15 protein-coding genes are annotated in these 19,826 nt (G+C 61.1%); 1 reads left to right on the top strand and 14 read right to left on the bottom strand.

Annotated features, from left to right (window positions below):
- The 3 genes from H7A77_RS22235 to H7A77_RS22225 are packed head-to-tail and all read right to left on the bottom strand — an operon-like array spanning position 1 to position 3,764.
- Complete coding sequence (locus tag H7A77_RS22235) at positions 1–2,541, bottom strand: outer membrane usher protein (RefSeq protein ID WP_182074671.1); 2,541 nt, start codon at positions 2,539–2,541, stop codon at positions 1–3.
- Between the two features lie 46 nt (positions 2,542–2,587).
- Positions 2,588–3,199 (bottom strand): fimbrial protein, encoded by a 612-nt coding sequence (locus tag H7A77_RS22230; protein WP_370528354.1) that lies wholly within the window; start codon positions 3,197–3,199, stop codon positions 2,588–2,590.
- A gap of 22 nt (positions 3,200–3,221) precedes the next feature.
- Entirely contained in the window at positions 3,222–3,764 is a 543-nt protein-coding gene (locus H7A77_RS22225; RefSeq protein WP_047025060.1) for a fimbrial protein, read from the bottom strand.
- Between the two features lie 414 nt (positions 3,765–4,178).
- On the opposite strand from H7A77_RS22225, the gene H7A77_RS22220 reads away from it, so the two are divergent.
- Positions 4,179–4,922, top strand: coding sequence for a winged helix-turn-helix domain-containing protein (locus tag H7A77_RS22220; RefSeq protein WP_164107425.1), 744 nt, complete (start codon positions 4,179–4,181; stop codon positions 4,920–4,922).
- An 82-nt stretch (positions 4,923–5,004) separates the two neighbouring features.
- On the opposite strand, the gene H7A77_RS22215 is transcribed toward H7A77_RS22220, so the two are convergent.
- The 11 genes from H7A77_RS22215 to fes all read right to left on the bottom strand — a co-directional run bounded on the left by H7A77_RS22215 (position 5,005) and on the right by fes (position 19,556).
- Entirely contained in the window at positions 5,005–5,496 is a 492-nt protein-coding gene (locus tag H7A77_RS22215) for a hypothetical protein (RefSeq protein ID WP_164107423.1), read from the bottom strand.
- Positions 5,477–6,211, bottom strand: coding sequence for a winged helix-turn-helix domain-containing protein (locus tag H7A77_RS22210; RefSeq protein ID WP_233501983.1), 735 nt, complete (start codon positions 6,209–6,211; stop codon positions 5,477–5,479). The genes H7A77_RS22215 and H7A77_RS22210 overlap by 20 nt, the downstream gene beginning before the upstream one ends.
- A gap of 326 nt (positions 6,212–6,537) precedes the next feature.
- The gene (locus tag H7A77_RS22205; RefSeq protein WP_182074670.1) at positions 6,538–7,158 is read right to left on the bottom strand and encodes a DUF2238 domain-containing protein; all 621 of its coding nucleotides are present in this window, start codon (positions 7,156–7,158) and stop codon (positions 6,538–6,540) included.
- A gap of 118 nt (positions 7,159–7,276) precedes the next feature.
- Positions 7,277–8,296, bottom strand: coding sequence for a PQQ-binding-like beta-propeller repeat protein (locus H7A77_RS22200; RefSeq protein WP_370528355.1), 1,020 nt, complete (start codon positions 8,294–8,296; stop codon positions 7,277–7,279).
- Positions 8,297–8,402: 106 nt separating this feature from the next.
- On the bottom strand, positions 8,403–9,263 hold the full coding sequence (locus tag H7A77_RS22195; RefSeq protein WP_004930014.1) for an isochorismatase: 861 nt from the start codon (positions 9,261–9,263) through the stop codon (positions 8,403–8,405).
- Positions 9,264–9,266: 3 nt separating this feature from the next.
- Positions 9,267–10,895 carry a (2,3-dihydroxybenzoyl)adenylate synthase gene (locus H7A77_RS22190; RefSeq protein ID WP_182074669.1) on the bottom strand — a complete coding sequence of 543 codons (1,629 nt, stop codon included), beginning with the start codon at positions 10,893–10,895 and terminating at the stop codon, positions 9,267–9,269.
- Between the two features lie 7 nt (positions 10,896–10,902).
- Entirely contained in the window at positions 10,903–12,108 is a 1,206-nt protein-coding gene (locus H7A77_RS22185) for an isochorismate synthase (RefSeq protein WP_046688082.1), read from the bottom strand.
- Between the two features lie 477 nt (positions 12,109–12,585).
- Positions 12,586–13,842, bottom strand: coding sequence for an enterobactin transporter EntS (entS, locus tag H7A77_RS22180; RefSeq protein WP_033641586.1), 1,257 nt, complete (start codon positions 13,840–13,842; stop codon positions 12,586–12,588).
- A gap of 176 nt (positions 13,843–14,018) precedes the next feature.
- Complete coding sequence (locus tag H7A77_RS22175) at positions 14,019–17,963, bottom strand: enterobactin synthase subunit F (protein WP_182074668.1); 3,945 nt, start codon at positions 17,961–17,963, stop codon at positions 14,019–14,021.
- Positions 17,964–17,995: 32 nt separating this feature from the next.
- Entirely contained in the window at positions 17,996–18,202 is a 207-nt protein-coding gene (locus H7A77_RS22170) for an MbtH family protein (RefSeq protein ID WP_033644173.1), read from the bottom strand.
- Positions 18,177–19,556, bottom strand: coding sequence for an enterochelin esterase (gene fes / locus H7A77_RS22165; RefSeq protein ID WP_255443894.1), 1,380 nt, complete (start codon positions 19,554–19,556; stop codon positions 18,177–18,179). Before fes ends, H7A77_RS22170 begins: the two co-directional genes overlap by 26 nt.
- Positions 19,557–19,826: the final 270 nt, after the last annotated feature.

Below are 19,826 nucleotides of genomic sequence, written 5' to 3'. Positions count from 1 at the left end.
TCAGTGTTCGTCGCCGCCCGTACCGGCGCTTAATGCCCGGCACGGCAGCAGTAAATTGGCGGTCAGCATCTCGGCCGGCAGCGGCGTCGGCATCTGCACTTCGCACTGTTCGGCGCCGTTCCAGCGCACCGTCATGCGATCGCCGGCGTTGATGCCGCTCAGGTAAACGCTGCCGCCGTCGTTAACGATGCCGGTCTCTTGTTTACGCGCGTTCAGCACCGTGGCGCCGAACGGCGGCTCGCCGCCGTCCGCCAGCTTGATCACGGCCATCGCCTTCTCCCCGGCGATCACCGCAAACTTGCGGTAACCGATGGCGCCTTCGGTCAGCGTCGCCTGCACCACCGAGGTAGTGGCCTCGGCGTTATCGCCCAGCTTGTCCAGATCGATGCTGGCCTTGTTGCGGTAGTAGCTGTTGACGTCTACCACGACCGCCTTGCCCCAGCGGTTGGTCGCCATCGTGCTGCCGTAGCCGCGCACCGGCACCCCGGCTACCCCTTCGGTATCCAGCAGCAGCCGGGTCCCGCCGGCCATGTTGCTGCGGTGCAGCGCCCCGCCTTCGGCGGTCAACGTCATCCCGCCCTGCAGCGAACCGCCGATGGCGCTGTACCGGTCCTGCTGGTAGCTGGCGTTGGCGCTCATACGCGCCAGATCGCCATCGCGGTTGTAGTAGCCGCTCAGGTTGGCGCCACTGCGTGAACCGCCGGCGCTGATCTGGTAGTTGCTGCGATCGTCGATGCGATCGTAGTACCCCACCCGGTGGGTGCTGTCGTCACGGTTGAGCGTGGCGTTGTAGCTCAGCGTGGCGCCGTTGCCCCACGGCAGCGACAGCGACAGATACATGCCGTCGTCGTTGGTCTCGTTGTAGCGGTTGCGGTACGCCGACAGCGACAGACTCAGGTTTTTATAATCCCCAAGGTCGAAATAGCGCGACATCGTCAGGCTGTAGCGATCGTTGGCCGGCCGATCCCAGTAGGTCTGGTGGCTAACGTTGAGATACGCGCTCAACCCGATATCACGCAGCTGCTGGTTGTAGGTGATGGTGTACATCTCCTTGCTGTTGCCGAACCGCTGCCCGTATTGGCGCGCATCCAGGTACTCGCTCATGCTCATAAAGTTCTGCTCGGAAAAGCGGTAGCCGGCAAAGGTCACCTGGCTGTCCAGCTCGTCGAAGCTTTTCGAGTAGCTGAGGCGGTAAGAACCGCCGCTCAGCGTCTCGCCGTTATACGGCAGTTTGGCGCGCGACTGGGTGACGTCGAACGACAGCGCGCCCAGCAGCATCAAATCGCGGCCGATACCCAGCGCCGCCGCGTTGTAATCCCCGCCCAGCAGCGCCCCGCCGAACAGTGACCACCCGTTGCTCACCCCCCAGGAGAACTCGCCGGTGCCGAACATCGGCCCCTGGTAGCGGTGATCCATATCCGACGGCTTGCCCGCCGCCAGCTTGTAACGCAGCGAGCCGGGGCGCGTCAGGTACGGAATGCTGGCGGTGCTCATTTTGAACTCCTGCACGCTGCCGTCCTGTTCCTCCACCCGCACATCCAGGTCGCCCGAAACCGCATCGTTCAGATCCTGGATACGAAACGGCCCGGCGGCGACGGTGGTCTCATACAGCACCCGCCCCTGCTGGCTCACGGTCACCTTGGCGTTGCTCTTCGCCACTCCGCTGACTTCCGGCGCGTAACCGCGCAGGTTGGGCGGCAACATGTTGTCGTCGGAGCGCAGGCTCACGCCGCCGAAGCGAAAGCTGTCGAACAACCCGGAATCCAGGTAGTCCTCGCCCAGCGTCAGCTTGGATCGCAGCGCCGGGATCGCCCGGTAGGCGTAGTAGCGGCTCCAGTCCAGTTGCTTATCGGTTGACTGCCCTGAGCCGGTCTGGTGGTTCAGGTTCCCTTGCCAGTCGGCGCGCAGCCGCCAGGCCCCCAGGTTGGCGCCCGCCGTGCCGTTGCCGCTGACGCTGTAACCACGCGTGCCGGCCTGCAGCTGATGCTGGGTCTGAGCGTTAATGTTGTAATCAAGCAGCACGCCGGGGACACCTTCGTCCCAGCGCGAAGGCGGATCCCAGTCCTCCGAAACGTAGTCCAGATAAGCCTGGGGGATGCTCAGATACAGCGCCGACGTAGCCAACTCACCCCGCACCTCCATGCCCGGCAGGCTGGCCTCGTCCAGACAGGCGCCTTCGCGCCACCAGGTTAACTTTTTCAGCGCCTCATCCCTGATACCCAGCTGCGCCACCAATTCTGGCGATAAGCAGGCGCGGCTGCCGCCGGCGTCGTCGTCCGGTGCGTAAAACGCCACCGGCTGTTCCGGCAAATCGATTTTATTGACGTGCACCACCATGCCGTACTGGCCGGGCATAATGTAGCCGCCGCGCGAGAACTGGCTCAGATCGATGTTTTTGCGATCGTTCACGTCGAGCACGTCGGTATTGAACTGGATGTCTTCCACCGCGCCGGCTTTGCTCGCCAAGCTGCCCAGCACCAGCGCCACGCAGGCGCTGAGAATATGCAAACGAAACGGTTTCCCGGCAGGTAAAAACATCATTTCCAAGACCTTTTAATTTATTGATTTCCCTGACTCATCAGCCGGCTCAGTAATAATCCATTTTGAAGCGCACTGATGAGAAATAGTCCCCGGCCTTCAATGGCCGCTGGTTACTGATTAACGTCATGGCGTAATTCAGACGGTAATTCCCCGGCAATATATTTACCGACGGAAGAGATTTCCCTGGCGTGGCAATATTGCCGTCGGCATCGGTAATTTTCAGCGCAATACCGGAGGCATTACCGCTAATGCCAAACATTTCACCATCGCTATTGCCGTCAAACGTAATGCGAAACTGTTTCCAGTCCGGTAAGTTTTTATCGGCGCGTTCGAGCACGCAATTAACCAACTCAATACTGAATGGCACCGATCGACCTCTGCCGTCGCGCGCAATATCTGAGACAGGCATAATATCCATATCGATAATTTGCTCTCGGCTTTCCGTTGCTATTGCACAGGCGGTGTCAATAATAGCCCCTTGCATATTGACGCGCCCTTCGCCCTGCACGGCAGACATTGCCTGTTGGGAAATGAAAAATGGCGCCAGCAATAGGCAAAAAGCCCCTATTTTTTTATTTGTTCGTTCATTGCCATTCCCTGGTGAAATCATGCTGCTTTGAAAATGGCATGCGGGTTGCCCCGCATGCCCGATAATCACACGTATTTCGTCAGGTAACGACTTACTGGTAAGCCAGGGTAAAGTCGGCTACAGACTGGAACTCACCCGGGACGATCACGGCGGTGGAAGCCGAGCTGCCCTGCAGGTAAGCGGCGAAGCTCAGGGTGTTGGCACCGTTTTGCAGCTCACGCGCTTTAGAAGGTTTGCCCAGCTCGATGTTGGTACCTGCGCCGTCGGTGATGGCGATGCCGGCGCCTTTAGCGGTACCGGTGATGCCCAACAGTTTGCTGTCGGCTTCAGAAGCGGAACCGGAGAAGGTCAGCGCAACGGTGTTGTTTTTGCCTGGATCCTTGGCGGTCAGCTCACAGTTTTCCAGCTTGATCTGGAAGTTGCGCGGGGTGGATTTACCGCCGTTTTTCAGCGCCACGTTAGAGATTGCACCCAGTTCAACGGTCTGATCCAGAGATTCAGGCGCGATTGAGCAAGGAGCGTCAATGATAGAACCGCTGAAGGTCACTTTACCGTGACCCTGGTCAGCAGCGTGCGCCAGAGAAGAAACACCCAATGCCATAACGGCGGCCAGCATAATTTTATTCAGTTTCATATAAATCCCTTACATTCCTTAGTAAGTAGTGGAGTAAATTAAATCCGTAAGTCACGCATGCAATGCCGCAGCTTTATTCCTGAGCGTTGTATTCGTGGCTAATACATAGCGTTTTTGCGCTCCGTATCAGTGGGAACAAATTTACACCCTCCGATCTCATTTTGAAATGTTATGTCGTAAAAATACAAAAACACAGGATTATTATCGATAAAATAATAATTAAATAGATTTTAACACTAAAAAATAGAATTTAATTATCAATATTTATTTAAAAAAACTTGTAAGCAGATAAACATTTCATGTCAATTATACGGATAGAGAGAAAAATCCTATTTACACACAACGTGAGGATTGAAAAAAGGCGCATCAGGTCTCAGAATAATCCCTCGACAGGAAAGTTGATGGGTAAATGAAATGATTTTTATCATAAATGAAGACATCCTCTTTAATGAGGATGAGGGCACGCTGTCGCATATTGATAATGCCAGCAATAAAATAGCTTTACTTAAACCGACCGGCAGATTGCTTTCGTTGTTTATTCGAAATAATGATAAGCTGCTGCTGCGAGAGAGGTTGCTTAATGATGTCTGGGTTGAGCATGGGCTCAAAGCCTCCAATAACAACCTGAATAATTACGTTTCCGGCCTGCGTAAGTCATTGGCGCAGTTCGGCGTAGAAGATATTATTGTGACCTACCCCCGCCAGGGGTTTAAATTTAATGCCGCAAGCATTCAACAGATGGATATAAAAGCCAGTGAGATTAATAATAATGATTATAGCGAAACCGAAATAGCGTCAACGCCGCCGCCGGCAAGAACGCCGAACTTTCGCCGCTCGGTACAGCGCTTAATTATGATCATGGCCGCTTGTTTAGTGCCGTTTGCCGCGATTGTGCTTTACCAAAACAGCACGCGCATCAGCGTTTATCCGTTGGGCAATGAGCAAAATTGCCAAATTTACACCATGCGGTTAGGCAGCGGCGAGCTGGCAAATATTAAGCGAGAGATACGGCAAGCCGGCTTCGACTGCCAATACCGGGCGGATGTCTATTACTATGACAACATTCGCAATGAGGATGCCGAGAAGGACGAACAGTGGTTAACCTATTGCCCGCGGGCGAGCAATAGCCCGTGCATTAACAATTACATAAAAAAATAACGATATCTCAATTCATTTTAAAATAGCACCTGGGTTATGAATCCACCTTGCCCCTCGGTCGTACCGGGGGCGCAGGCTGCTGTTATGATGACGTCACGCAGACATAATACGGCGCATGGTTATCCACAAACAGATAATGGCGTGCATCCATGCGTTCAATACGCAGGTGAATCGTCTGCCCTTCGATGGGTAAACTGCGGTTCAGCGCCTCATCTTGTAGCGTGTCCTGCGGTTTTCGGATATTTTCCCGCACCTGAAATTCGTAGTTCCCCCCCCATTTTCGGTAATCTACCCCCATGGATCGTTCAATGATGTAACGCTTGCCATCGTAAAACACACTGCCGTTAAACAGTATGGTGGCATGCCTCACCCCATCAGGGACCACGCTTATCAGCAGCGTTCTCTCCAGCATTTTTCCTTCATATTGGTTGACGAAACGTTCAACCGCCGTACATTCCGGAATTTGCGGTTTAAAAAATAAAAAATAAGCAGAAACGCTGCATACCAGCACGGCCACCGCCGCGGCAATCGCATAACCGTGGCGGCATACCGAGCTATAGACCCCTGCTTTCATAGTAGTTCTCACATTGTACTTTGCCCGAGGTCATGGCCTCTTGCGGACAATAATAGAAATAAGATGCTCTGACCCGTCCACTGGCATTTGGCACCAGGGCCTGGCTGTCATAATAAAGCAACGTCGCCGGCTCGCCGCAGGTTGCCGTTTTCTTCTCTTGCAACATGTTCTTCAGGTGGTTCAGGTCGATCTCGCCGGGGCCGACATTGTGATAGGAAGTGACAAATTGCACATTACAGCTCCCGATCTTACCCACCGTCATCAAACTGGCCGAGGGATACCCCGTCTCCTGCCAGGCCAAAATCCCGCTCCCCGCCGCCAGCAGCAGCAACGCGGCCAACCCGAAGCGCTTAAATCGCTGCACTCGCAGCGGCCTGGTCGGCAAGGGGTTTTCTGCAGCCGCCAGGATCGGCATCTCCGGCAAACTCTCCGCCAGGCTATCCGTCGTCTTCAACGAAGCGGCGGTAAACATGAATCCCTGGCGCGGCAACGTGACGATAATGTCGTCCTCGCCCATGGCGGCGAACATCTTGCGCAGGATGGAAATGGTGTTATTGAGGTTATTGCCGGAGGCCACCTGGCCGTGCGCTTCCCATACTTGCGTCAGCAGGGTATCGCGGGAGACCACCAGATTATTGTTTCTGACCAACGCGGACAGCAGGCGGTTCAGCGTGGCGGTGAGCGGTTGAGGCGGCAGCTCAGCGTTGAGATCCACCAACTCTGATCTATCCTCATGATATTTAATCTTATTATTAATTATGTATCTCATTGTTCCCCGCTCAAAAAACTAATTAATAATAATTAGCCCTTGTTAAACATGAGAATAGTAGCACACGGCATGAGTTAAGAAAATTCCTAGAAAAGCGCATAAAAAGCTAAATAAACATAAATATGGGAAATAACATTGTGCTGTCTCACAGGGCGCCAAACATTTAACTGATGATTGTCGATTTTTATCATGTCGACATTAAAAATGCCGCCCGGCAAATACCGGGCGGCACGAGAAATATCCATTTTCACCAGGCTCAACCGCCGCCGGGCTTACGCCTTTAAACGCCGCAGTTGCCGATCCTGCCAGCCACCAAACAGCCATTGACCGGCTATCGCGCCGAGCAAGGCGCAGAACATGTCGGACTGCGTGTCCCACGGGTCGCCCTGGGTGCCGATAAACTCATCGGCGCCCTGGCCCAGCGCCAGCGCCGCCCACCACTCGATAAGCTCATACACCGCGCTGATCGCCAGCGCGATACAGCACACCACGAAGCCCAGCATTTTGCGGCCCTGCACATAACCGCCGCGTAGCAGGATCTCGCGCGCCGCCAGCGCCGGCACCAGCCCCTGGAAGAAATGCCCCAGTTTGTCGTACGGGTTGCGGCCAAGATCCAGCCACTGCTGCACCTCAAACCCCAGCGGTACGCGGGCGTAGCTGTACATGCCGCCGAAAATCAGGATCAGCGCGTGGAAGAAAATCAGCGTATAGAGCAGCGGCGTCAGTGGATAACGGCGATGGGTCAGCCACAGCAGCGGCAAAACAATCAATACCGGCGCCACCTCCAGCAACCAGGTGGTGCGATCGTAAGGGCTGATGCCGCTGTGGATCAGCGCGGCCAGCAGCAGCGGGGTGATAACGGACAACAACAGCGGTGTGCGTGAGGCAGGCATAACCAACGTTCCTTCGGATAATAAGGCAATCCACACTTTATACCGCAGATCGCACGGCAAAAAAAAACAGGCGGAGCGTCGCCGCTTCGCCTGTTCGAGGGGGGGATTCTGCGCGGGATTACTTCAGCGCTACGCGGATCACGTCGTCCGGCGCGGTCGCCTCTTTTTCGCGGCTGGAAGCCTGCTTGACGCTGACGTACAGCGTCTGGCCATCCGGCGACAGCGCCAGGCTGTTCGGATGGGTCGGCGTCTTGATGGTGTTCAGCACCTTGTAGCTCTTGGCGTCAATCACGCTCACTTCGCCCGCCTGGCGATGGGTGACGTAGACTTCATTGCGCGCCGGGTTGAACAGCACCGCCAGCGATTCCGGCACGTCGATCTTGCTCAGGATGTTGCCGTTGCGGGTATCCACCACCAGCACCTGCGGCTGCTTGGAATCGGTGATAAAGGCGCGGTGGGTGGCGGTATCCAGGCTGAGGTTCAGGAAGAAGTGCTCTTTAGTCTCATCCAGCTTCTTGCGCGACAGCACCTTGTTGCTCTGGGTATCGATGGTCACCAACTCGCCGTCGGCGTTGGTGACGTACAGGCGCTTGGCGGCGGCGTCCAGCGCCAGGCCGGTGCCGTATTTGCCGGTGTCGGCCACGGTGGCGCGCAGGGTCAGATCCTTGCCGTCCACCACCCACACCACGCTGGATTCACCCAGCCCGGTGATATACAGGGTATTGCTGTCGGCATCCGCCACCAGCTCGCGCGGCGCCAGCGGCTTGACGGTCTCGGAGCGCTGGCGCGCGTCCAGCACCAGACGGCCTTTTACGTCGCCGGTCTTGGCGTCGATGGCGGTCACCGAGTTATTGACGGTGTTGCCGAAGAACAGCGTGCCGGTCTTGGCGTTGATAGCGGCGCCAAACGGCTTGATGTCGTTATGAATAATCTGGGTCACGTCCAGCGTGGTCGGATCCAGGCGGTAGACGATGCCGCCCTTATCCAGCTTGCGGCTCTGCGACGTGGCCAGGTAGAGCGCATTTTCGCTCGGGCTGTAGGCCATTTCATAGGCGCCCTTGCCGACCGGTTTGCGCAGCACGTCCGGCGCGGTCTGCGCCTGCAGGGTGTTGGAGAACAGCAGCGTTGACAGCAGCATCAGCGGAAATGCCGCCCGTTTTCCCTTGGTGATCAAAGCATTCATCGAAATCTCCTTATAGAGCCAACGGGGCGACCGCGCGGCCGCCCTCTTTTCATTATTAAAATCAGGCTTTCTCTTCGGAAAGCAGCGCCCACCAGCTGTCGATGGTCGGGTTGCGCGCCAGCGCGATAAAATCGATATCGCCGCGGATTTTGCGCCAGCGGGTCGCCAGCTCCATGATGCGCACCGAATCCAGACCGTAATCGATCAGGTTTTCATCGTTGCCCATGTCTTCGCTGTCTTCGTCCAGCAGCGGCAGGATTTGCTGACGCAACGCGTCGATGCTGGCGATGCCGGCCGCCGGCAGCAGAGACGCGGTGGTCACCACCCGGCCGCAGCGGCCGGCGGTGTAGCGCAGCGCCATCAGGTGTTCGTCACGCGAGAAGTCCGCCAGGCCGTCGGCCACCATGAAAGGCTGGATGTTGCGCATGAAGGCGTCGATGGCGGTGGTCAGGCAGCCGATGTGCGCATACACGCCGCAGATGATCAGCTGATCGCGGCCGGACTCCTGCAGGATCTCCTGCAACGGCGAGCGGTGGAAAGCGCTGTAGCGCCATTTCACCAGCACTGTGTCGTCTTCGTCCGGCGCCAGCGCGGCGGTCACCGCCTGCTGCTCGGGGTGTTTGTTCAGGCCCGGCCCCCACATGTCGTTCAACAGCGCGCGATCTTCATCGCTCTGCTGGTTCGGCTGCGCGGTATAGAACACTGGAATGCCCTGCTGTTTGCAGTAGCGACGCAGGTTGGCGATGTTCTCCACCACCTGTTTAATCAGCGCGCTGTCTTCGCCCCAGAAATTGAGGAAATACTGCTGCATGTCGTGGATCAGCAGCGCGGCGCGCTGCGGTTCTACCTGCCAGGTGACTTTATTTTGCGGCAGTTCGTCCGCCGTCGGCAGCGCGTAATCATTAAGTTTTGGAATGGCCATCAATTAATCTCCCTGAGCCTGAGTCTGTAGTTGCGCGTCGAGCTGCTCGCGCAGCCGTTTTTTGTCCACTTTGCCGACCGGGGTCAGCGGCAGGCTGTCCACCTGAATAAAGCGATCCGGCAGTTTGAAGTCCGCCACGCCCTGTTCGCGCAGGTGGCGACGCAGCACCACCGGCTTCAGCGGCGCGTTGGCGATGATATAGGCGCAACTCTTCTCCCCCATCAGCGCGTCCGGCATCGACACCAGCGCGGCGTTGATCACGTCCGAATGACGCAGCAGCAGGTTCTCGATCTCCTCGGCGGCGATCTTCTCTCCGCCGCGGTTGATCTGGTCTTTCTGCCGCCCCTGCACGGTGATGTAACCGTCTTCGCTAATGCTGATCAGATCGCCGGAGCAGTAGAAACCGTCGGCGTCGAAGGCGTCGGCGTTGTGCGCCGGGCTCTGGTAGTAACCGCGGAAGGTGTAAGGCCCGCGCGTCATCAACCGTCCGATCTCACCCGCCGGCAACGGATTGCCGTCGTCATCCGCTACCCACACTTCGTCGTCCGGCGACATCGGCCGCCCTTGCGTCGTCAGGATGTGGCGTTCGTCGTCGTCCAGCCGGGTGTAGTTCACCAGCCCTTCCGCCATGCCAAACACCTGCTGCAATTGGCAGCCGATTTCGTTCTGAATACGCGCCGCCAGCGTTTCGCCCAGCTTGGCGCCGCCCACCTGCAGCAGTTTCAGGCTGGCGAGCTGGGCATTGCCGCCCCACTCTTCGATCGCCTGCAGCCACAGCGTGACCGCCGGCGGCACCAGCGCCGTCACGTTGATTTGATGCTGTTCGATCAGGCGGAAGCACTGCGCGGCGTCCGGATCGGCGGCGAACACCACCAGCCCAGCGCCATAAAACACGCCCAGCACGCCCGGCGAACTCATCGGGTAGTTGTGCGCCACCGGCAGCGCGCACAGATAGCGGGTCTGCGCGTCGAAACGGCAGATCTCCACGCTGCGGCGAATGCTGTAGTAGTAATCGTTGTGGGTGCGCGGGATCAGCTTCGGCGTGCCGGTGCTGCCGCCGGAAAGCTGGAAGAACGCCACCCGATCGGCCGCGGAAGGCTGCGCGACAAAACCGTCGCTCGCTTCTTCCAGCCAGGCGGCCAGCGCCAGCTCGCCCTCGAGCTGGCTGCGCAGCGCCACGGCACGCAGCGAAGGATGCGCATCGCGGAAGGCGTTCAGGAATTGATCGTCGGCAAACAGCGCGTGCCGGCGATCGGCGATCAGCAGCGCCGGTTTGATCTGCTCGGCATAGGCGTTCAGCTCGCTGCGCTGATGGCTGAACAGCGCGTTGACCGGCGCCACGCCAATTTTCAGCAGCGCGAAGAACACGATATAAAATTCCGCCACGTTGCCCAGCTGCACCAGCGCGGTGTCGCCGGATTTCACGCCGCGGCGCAGCAAAGCGGCCGCCAGGCGATCGGAGCGCTGCTGCAGCTCGCGGTAGGTCAGGCTGCCCTGGGCGTCGATAATCGCCGGAGCGTCGTTATTGGCCTGGCGGTCGAGGATCTCGGTCAGCGGCTTGTCAATCCAGTAGCCGCGCTCGCGATAGCGGCTGGCGAACTCCGCCGGCCAGGGGGTAAAGGCAATGCTCATCTTGTCGTTATCCTTGATTCATACCAAAGGCACGCAGAATGGTGCTGAGTTTGGTGCCTGTTTCATGCCATTCAGATTCGGGTGAAGAGTCTTCCACGATGCCGGCGCCGGCGAACAGCCGCACCCGGTTGCCGTCAACGGTGCCGCAGCGGATAGTCACAACCCACTCGCCGTTGCCTTCGTCATCGCACCAGCCGACGATGCCGCCGAACAGGCCGCGATCGAACGGCTCCAGCTTGCCGATCAGGGCGTGCGCCTCGGCCGTCGGCATGCCGCACAGCGCCGGCGTCGGGTGCAACAGGCAGGCCAGCGACAGGGCGTTTTCGTCCGGAGACGCCGCCTCGCCGTCGATCGGCGTGGAGAGATGCCACAGCGTGGTGGTGGTCAGCAATTCAGGGGTGTGCGGCACGTTCAGGTAGCGGCAGCGGCCGGCCAGCACGTCGCGCATGCTTTCGGTGACGATGCGGTGCTCGTGGCGATCTTTCGCCGAGGCCATCAGCCGCTCCCCCACTTCGCGATCGCGCTGCGGATCGGCCTCGCGCCGGGCGGAACCGGCCAGCGGGTTGGAATAGAAACGGCCGCCGTCCTGGCGCAGCAGCAGCTCTGGGCTGGCGCCCAACAGCGCGCCCTGCTCCAGCGGCACATGGAAGTGGAAACCGTGCGGGTTCTGGGCGATCACGCGCGCCATCAGCGCATGGCGATCCACCGGCTGGCGCGTTTCGATCTCCAGCAGGCGCGACAAGACCACTTTATCCAGCTCACCGGCCTTCATCGCGGCAACGGCGTCGCTGACCATGTTCATGAACGTCTGCTGCGGCGGCAGCTCCGTCACCCCGGCCAGTTCAGGGCCGTTCGCCGAAGGCCGAACGCCGGCCATAAAGGCGGCGCGGTCGAACCAGCGGCTCTGCTGGGGAACAAACAGCGCCGAAGGCTGCCGGGTATCGAACGGGATGGCGCCGCACAGCAGCGGCTTTTTGATGCCGGCCTGACGGGCCTCGGCAAACGCCTGCCGCACGCGGCGCTGGAACTCGCCGTTCAGATCGGCGCCGTCCGCGGCCGGCAGGCGAATGCGGCTGAAACAACCGGTGGTGGTCAAGCTGCGGTAAGGGGAGGTAAAGAAGAAGCCCGACGCCGGAGAAAAATCAGCGGCGAACCGGTGTTCTTCGCGCTCCTGCATTTCCTTTCGATTGATGTCGTTCACGGCAGTAACCATCGCTTCGCCCTCAAGAATTTGAAGTGATAACCAATATAATAATGATTATCATTTGAGTTGATTCCGCGCTAAATTACTCGCCGATATTTGCTATGTCAATAAACGTAAGCACTTCTTTCATTTCGAAATCATGACATAAACGCTGTGGGTTTTACGCATGCCGATGATAAGCCAGGCTGCGCCCCACCCTTGACCGTGGCGCCGTCGCAGACCCAAAAGCCCGTAATCAAGGCGGAGGGTGCAGGGCATAGCGGGCCTATGTTCCAGCCCGACAACGCGGAGTACGGGTTTTTGGGGCGCGACCCGAAGGGCTGGGGCCATTTGGACGCGCATCGGTGTTGCGAGTCGCTTATTTGGCCCACCAAACCTCACGACTCGCGCCTTGCTGCGCGCCCAAATGACCGCCAGCGGCGCTCACGTGCAAGGGTGGGACGCAGCCTTTTATTTGATCCCACAGCGTTGTCTTAACGCGTTCGACTACTTTTCTGTGGCGGGCTGCGGCTCCGGTTTGTGCAGCGTAACCTGGCGCAAACCGGTCATGGCGAACAGCAACAGGATGCCGAGCAGCGCCGCGCCGAAGCCGAAACCGCTGGCGCTCATCGCCGGCAGCATAAAGGCGCCCATCGCCCCCAGCAGCAACGCGCCCAGCGCATCGCCCACCACGTTCTGCGCCGTCCACAGGCCGTTGATGCGGCCAAGGAAATTGTCCGGCGTCAGGCCCTGGATCAGGCCGTATTGCAGCAGCGAGTTCAGCGCGCTCAGGTAGCCGAACGCCACCAGGCACAGCAACGCCAGGCTGTACCACGGCATCAGGCCGAACAGGCCAATAGAGGCGAAAGCCGCGATCGCCGTCAGCAGCATCACCCAACCGGGGCGCGCCACGTGCGCCACGCGCCCGCTGGTGAACGCACCAATAGTCGCGCCGAGCGGCACGGCGGCGTACATATAACCGAGGTGGGCTGCGTCGATGCGCCAGCTTTCCGCCATCGCCGGGTACAGCACGCGCACCGCGCTGGCCATGGTCAGCAACGCGCCGATCAGCGCCACCATGCCGATCACCTTGTTCTGGAACAGGAAGGCGAAACCGCCCGCCAGCGCGCGCAGCGGATGTTCCCGCGGCTGCGGCGGCGGCATCAGCTGCGGCAGGCTCAGCAGCGGCAGCAACGTCAACAGGGTGCCGAACGCCGCCAGGCCGTAGTTCCAGGCGATGCCCATATGGGCGATCACCAGGCCGCCGATGGCCGGGGAAAGAATCGAGCCGAAGCGCACCGTCAGCATGCTGATAGCGCCCGCCTGCACGATGTTTTCGCGGCCCACCAGCGCCGGCGTGGCCGCCAGCAGCGCCGTCACCCCCACGGCGCCGAAGAAACCGTCCCACACCGCCAGCAGATAAATGGCCGCCAGCGAAGGTGACGGCAACAGGGCGTTGAGGCACAGGCCGACGAACCCGATGCCGCAAGTGGAGCGCGCGAACAGGATCAACCGGCGCCGCTCATAGCGATCGGCCAATACGCCGCCCATCAGCAGCCCGGCGAACATGCCGCCGCCGGCCAGCGTCACCGCCAACCCGACCTGCAGGGTGGAACCGGTCAGCGCCTGGATCTGCACCGGGATGGCGATCGCCATCAGCCCCAGCGCCACAATGGAGATGAAACGCGCGCAGAATACCGCGCGAAAGGCCCGGTGGGTTTTCAGCAGGCTAAAATCAAGCAGGATGGAGGGTTTGCTACTCATCGGTTGTTCACCACATCTTTAAACGGGGATTCTGCAGTTGCGGAGCGCTATGCTAGCACAGATAACGAAATCAATAATGATAATAGAAATCATTGATATTCAATTGTGAGCGGACGCAAGAAACGCCGCCAAACGCGGGGCAATCCCCGTGCCTGGCGGCGAGATGACGGGCGTTATTACAGCGTGCGCAAAATCCGGTTCAGCAGCGGCCCCAGCACTTTGAACGACGCCGGCGAAACGATATCGACATGCGCGCAGTCGAGCTCGTGCGCCTGCAGCGCATCAACGTACTGCGACCAGGTCTGCTGCACGTCCATCCCTGCCTGCAACGTGCGTTTGGCGACGAACAGCGTCGCCTGGCCGTGGAAGCGGGCGGTCCGCGTGTGCGACAGCAACCGCACCGAATCGGCGTAGTTGGCTTCGATGTTGTCGAACATCAGGGTGCGCGTCTCGCCCAGCGCCGGATCGAGCGTATCCTGCGACACCGCCAGGAACTGTTCGCGCTCGCGCTGCACTTCCTTCAACACGTTGTCGTCCAGCATCACGTCCCAGTTTTGGGTCTCCGGCGGATAGGTATCCAGCAGGCCGAGGAACGCCACCTGCTCGCCGCGCGCCTGCAGCCGGGCGGCGATGCCCTGGGCCAGCGTGCCGCCCAGCGAGTAGCCGATGAAGTGGTACGGCCCGTGCGGCTGTACCTGCAACACCGTCTGCAGGTGGGCATCCACCACCTGATCCATATCTTCGCTCAGCGCCAGCGGGCCGTCCGGCCGCGGCGACTGGATACCGACCAGCGACCAGTGCTGATCGAGATAGCGCGGCAATACGCTGAACTGCCAGGAGAAACCGGACGCCGGGTGCAGACAGAACAGCGTCGGCCCCTCGGTGACGCGCAGCGGCAATACGCTGTCGAATCCGCTGCGATCGGCCTCTTCCTGCGTACGATCTTCCGCCAGCAAGGCCGCCAACTGCTCAACGCGCGACGCCACCATCACCTGGCCGACGGACACCGCCTTGCCCAGATCGCGGCGCAGCTCTGCCGCCAGACGCATCGCCAGCAGCGAATGGCCGCCGAGCGCGAAGAAATCGTCGTCGGCGAACACCTGGTCGCGCCGCAGCAAGCGGGCGAACACCGCCGCGATCTCGCTTTCCAGCCCGGCCTGCGGCGGCCGTCCTGCCTTGCGTTCACCGCCCTGCGGTTGCGGCAAGGCCTTGCGATCCAGCTTGCCGTTGGCGCTCAGCGGCAAATCGCTCATTTCCACCAGCGCCACCGGCACCATGTGCGGCGGCAGGCGGTCGGCCAGCGCCGCGCGCAGGGCTTCCGCATCCCAGTTCGCGCCGGGCTGCATCACCAGATAGCCTACCAGCTGGCGCGCATCGCCGCCGGCGTCCACCGGCGTGCCCTGCAGCACCAGCGCGTGCGTCACCGCCTGGCGCACGCCCGGCAGCGACAGCAAGGCGTGGTCGATTTCGCTCAGCTCGATACGCTGCCCGCGGATCTTCAGCTGATCGTCGCTGCGGCCCAAATATTCCACCGCGCCGTCCGGCAGCCAGCGCGCCACGTCGCCGGTGCGGTACATGCGCCCGCCCTCGCCGAACGGATCGGCGACAAAGCGGCTGGCGGTCAGATCCGGCCGGCCAAGGTAGCCGTGCGCCAGCTGCACGCCGGTCAGATACAGATCGCCCGCCACGCCCGGCGGCACCGGCCGCAGACGCGCGTCAAGAATGCGCAGCCCGGTGTTCCACACCGGCAGGCCGATCGGCACGTTGGCGCCGGTCACCTTCGCCAGCGCCTCGCCGTAGGCCGGATGCCAGGTCACGTCCACCGCCGCTTCGGTCGGGCCGTAGAGGTTGTGCAACGGCACCGCCGTGCGGCTTTGCCACAGGCGGCACAGCTCCGCCGGCAGCGCTTCGCCGCTGCAGAACACCTGGCGCAGCGCGGCGCAGCTCGCCACCGCCACGTCGTCGTCCAGGGCGGCAACGAAAGCCGCCAGCATCGACGGTACGAAGTGCATCGTGGTAATGCGGTGTTGAGCGATCAGCTGTTGCAGCTGCTGCGGATCGCGGTGCGCCTCCGGTGGCGCCATCACCAGCCGGGCGCCAACCATCAGCGGCCAGAAGAATTCCCACACCGAGACGTCGAAACTGCACGGCGTTTTCTGCAGCACCGCGTCGTCCGCCCCCAGCGGGTACTGGTGTTGCATCCACAGCAAGCGGTTGACGATCGCCTGATGGCCGACCAGCACGCCTTTCGGGCGCCCGGTGGAGCCGGAGGTAAAGATGATATAGGCCGCATGGTCCGGCGTCGGGCCCGCGATCGCCACCCCGGCGGCGTGATCGGCCGTCAGCGGCGCGTCATACAGCAAGATTTCGCCCTTGTCGGCGAAACGCGCCTGCTGCGCCGGGTTGGTGATGACCAGCCGCGGCGCGGCGTCTTCCAGCATCATCGCCAGCCGTTCGTCCGGATAACCGGTGTCCAGCGGCAGGTAGGCGGCGCCCGCTTCGACGATCGCCATCAACGCCAGCGACAGGAACACCGAGCGCGGCAGCGCCACCGCCACGATGTCGCCCGGCCGCACGCCCTGCGCCACCAGCTGGCGCGCCAGCGCCGTGACCTGCTCGCGCGTTTCGCGGTAGGTGAAGCTGAAATGCGCATCCGCCAACGCCGGCGCGTCCGGCGTGGCTTGCGCCTGCTGCGCCAGCAATTGGCTCAGCGTGGTCGCCGGCACCGGATGCGCCGTGTCGTTGATCCGCGCCAGCAGCGCGCGATCGTCGGCGGTCAGCATATCGGCCTCGCCGATCGGCAACGTTGCCTGCGCGGCGAACTGCGCCAGCAGCAGCGGCAACCGTTGCAGGTGCGCCTGCAGCTCCTGGCGGCTATAACGTTCGGCATTGGCCAGCAGCTCCACCTTCAATTGGTGGTGTTCATCGATAAACAGCGCAATCTCCAGATCGCGCACCGGCCCGGAGGCCAGATCGTGGGTAATGCCCTCGATGCCGGCGAAATCCAGCTGGTAATCGAACATTTTGAAGTTGAAGACCGTGCCGTACAGCGGTTCGCCGTCGCCGATGCGCCCCAGATCGCGCTGCACCTGTTCGGCGTCGTAGCGCTGATGGCGGCGCACCGTTTTCAGCTCGCGGCTGATGCGTGCGGCGGCCTCATACAGCGTGGCCTGCGGCTCGAGATGCATCTCCATCGGCAGCACGTTGATCACCGGGCCGGCGGCGCACAGGGCGGCCGAGCCGGTACGGCGCATGAAGATAAAACCGGCGCTGAAGCTCGGTTGGCCGCTCAGGCGTGACACCCACAGCGCCACCAACGCCACCGCCATATCGGCGGCGTTCAGCTTCTGCTGCGCGCCACACTGCACCAGTTCGGCGAAGGCCTGCGGATCGCAGCGCTGTTCCAGCCGGTGGATGCGCGGCGTGGGCGTTTGCCCGGCCAGCGGCTGCGGGCAGATCGTGGCCGGCGGCGGCAGCTGCCGCGCTTTTTCGCGCCAGAAATCGGCGTCGCGTTGCCAGGCCGGCGCCTGCCGGTAAGCCTGGTATTCCGCCACCACGTCGCTGAACGCCGTGAAAGGCGTCGGCTCCAGCGCGTCGCCGCGGCAAAGATGGGTATAAATCGCCGCCACGCGGCGAGCGATGGCGGTGAAGCTGAAACCGTCCACCAGCAGATGGTGATAACGCTGATACCAGAACCAGCGATCGTCCGCCAGGCGCATCACCACATGGCGATACAGCGGTGCGCCGCTGCCGGCGCGCAGATCGCTCGCCAGATCGATGTCCATCAGCGCGCGAGCGGCGGCTTCGGGATCCGGCGATGTCGTCAGATCGACAAGTTCCGGCGCATGCACCGCCAGCGAGTCATCCAGCCATTGCACCGGCACGCCGTCGCGTTCCGCAAAACGCAGCCGCAGCATGTCCACCTCGCCGAGGCCCTGAGTGATGGCCTGCAGCAGGGGCTCCACGGCGACGGGGCCGTTGAGTTCGATGGCATGCGCCACCGCGTAAGCATTGCGATGCGGAGAGATTTGATCGGCGACCCAGATGCCGGGTTGCGCCGCGACCAGCGGCCATTCGCCCGCAAGCGCCGGGCCGCTGAGAGAGTTAGGGGTGTGTGACACTGCTTATTGCTCCCGTGATTACCAGGCGCCGGTCACGCCTTGCGTGCTGCGACCGGCAGAATATCTTGCCAATGCTGTTCCAGCCACTCGGCGCACTCGGTGCGCGCCGCCGGGCCAAATACGATCGTCCAATCGGGTGGAATGGCGCGGAAATCCGGCCACAAACTGTATTGTTGTTGTACGTTGCGCAGCACCAGGCTGCGCTGCTGTTGATCATCGAACGGATTCAGGCTTTCCATCCTGCGTTCCTTGTGCCGCTGTCGTTACCGATGCCGGATAAGCGGTGGCGAAAGCGGAAGCCCACACAGCCTGCAGCCCGTCGGTCAGGCCGCTGCGCCAGCACAGCGCGTCGTGCCCGCCTTCCACCACCCGGTAGTGCACCCGATGGCCGGCTTCGCTCAGGCGCGCCGCCATATGCCCGCTGACCTGATGCACCAGCTTTTCCTGCGTACCGGCTTCCATAAATACCTTCAGCGCGCCGTGGTTGCCCAGGCCGTGGCGTTCGACCTGTTGCATCAGCCAGCAGGCGTCGTCGGGAATGCTCGGCAGCTGCAGCATGTCGCGCCGCGGCCACCAATAGGAGCCGGACTGGGTGATTACCGCGCCGAAGCGCTGCGGCCAGCGCAGCCCGGCGTACAGAGAGGCCAGGCCGCCAAAGCTTTGCCCCGCCACCACCGTCTCGGCCGGATTGTCGCTGTGCGGCGCCCATTCGGCCAGTTGCGGCATCAGTTCTTCCTGCACCGCCAGCCAGAAATCGTCCTTGCAGGTCAGCTCACGCGCCCGGTGCGGCAGATCGATGATGTCGATCAGCACATACACCGCTTCCGGCAACGCCCCCTCGCGGGTCAGTTGCATCAACGGCGCCCAGACCGGCATTTGCTTCGCCCAGAACTGGCCGTCGAGCAGGATCGCGAGCGGGCGTTCGGCCGGCTTGCTGTCGCCGGTGGTGTAGATCCAGACATCGCGGCTGTTGCCCAGACGCTCGCTCTGCCAGGTATGGCGCTGCAAACGCGCCGGCAGCGGCGGCGTGCAGCGCCCGCTGGCGATCTCATACTCATCGAACGAGCGCCACACCGGCTGCGGCGGCGCATCCGGCATGTGCAGACCGGAAACGCTGTGGCCGCTGGCGCTTTGCCAGGAGCGATAGGGGTTAAGCAGATCGGGAGTGGCGCAGGCGAACACCTGGTGCCACCAGTGACGCAGGTTGTGCATGTTGGCGTGCGCGTCGTCGTCGCTGAACGCCGGCGGCCGCTCGTCAAAACAAGGAATAAAGCAGTAGCTGCCGCGCCAGGCGCCGTTCAGCTCGGTCTGCCAGTACCATACGTCGGTACCGGCCAAACGCAGCAGGCTTTGCGGCGGATTCGGCTGATGGTGGTCGGTCAGGCAGTTGATGTTGATCCACACCCGGCGGTAGGCGGAAGTCAATTCGCATCCCTGCGGATCGCGCCAGAAAAAGGTGGTTCGCCACCGGCCGTTACCCGCCGGTTCTACCCATGGCGTACCGCGTCGTGCCACCGTCAACCACCACCCTGGACTGCCCGCATTGCTGCTGGCCAATAATCTGCTGCTTTCTGACTCTAGTTCTGTATTCACAACGCCTACCCATTTTGTAGTTGGCGGCACCGGGAACGTCGACTTTTCCCTATCGCCGGCCACCGCCCGAACACACTGTAGGCCAAATACTATTGATAATAATTTGCATTTGCAATAGTGTGTAAGGCTTGGAGATCGTGCTGGTATTGCGCGCAACGGACAGGGATCGGGGATACATCAATGGCATCCCTTGCCGCAGCCGATTTTCTATTCCGACTACACAAAAACTACAACCGCCTTTCCCCCATTCGGCGAGGGAGGGCAGCAAGG

It is taken from the genome of Serratia sp. ME47, from assembly GCF_903970925.1.
In the GTDB taxonomy this organism is placed as follows: Bacteria; Pseudomonadota; Gammaproteobacteria; order Enterobacterales; family Enterobacteriaceae; genus Serratia; species Serratia ureilytica.
This window is presented reverse-complemented; position numbering and strand designations above follow the sequence as displayed.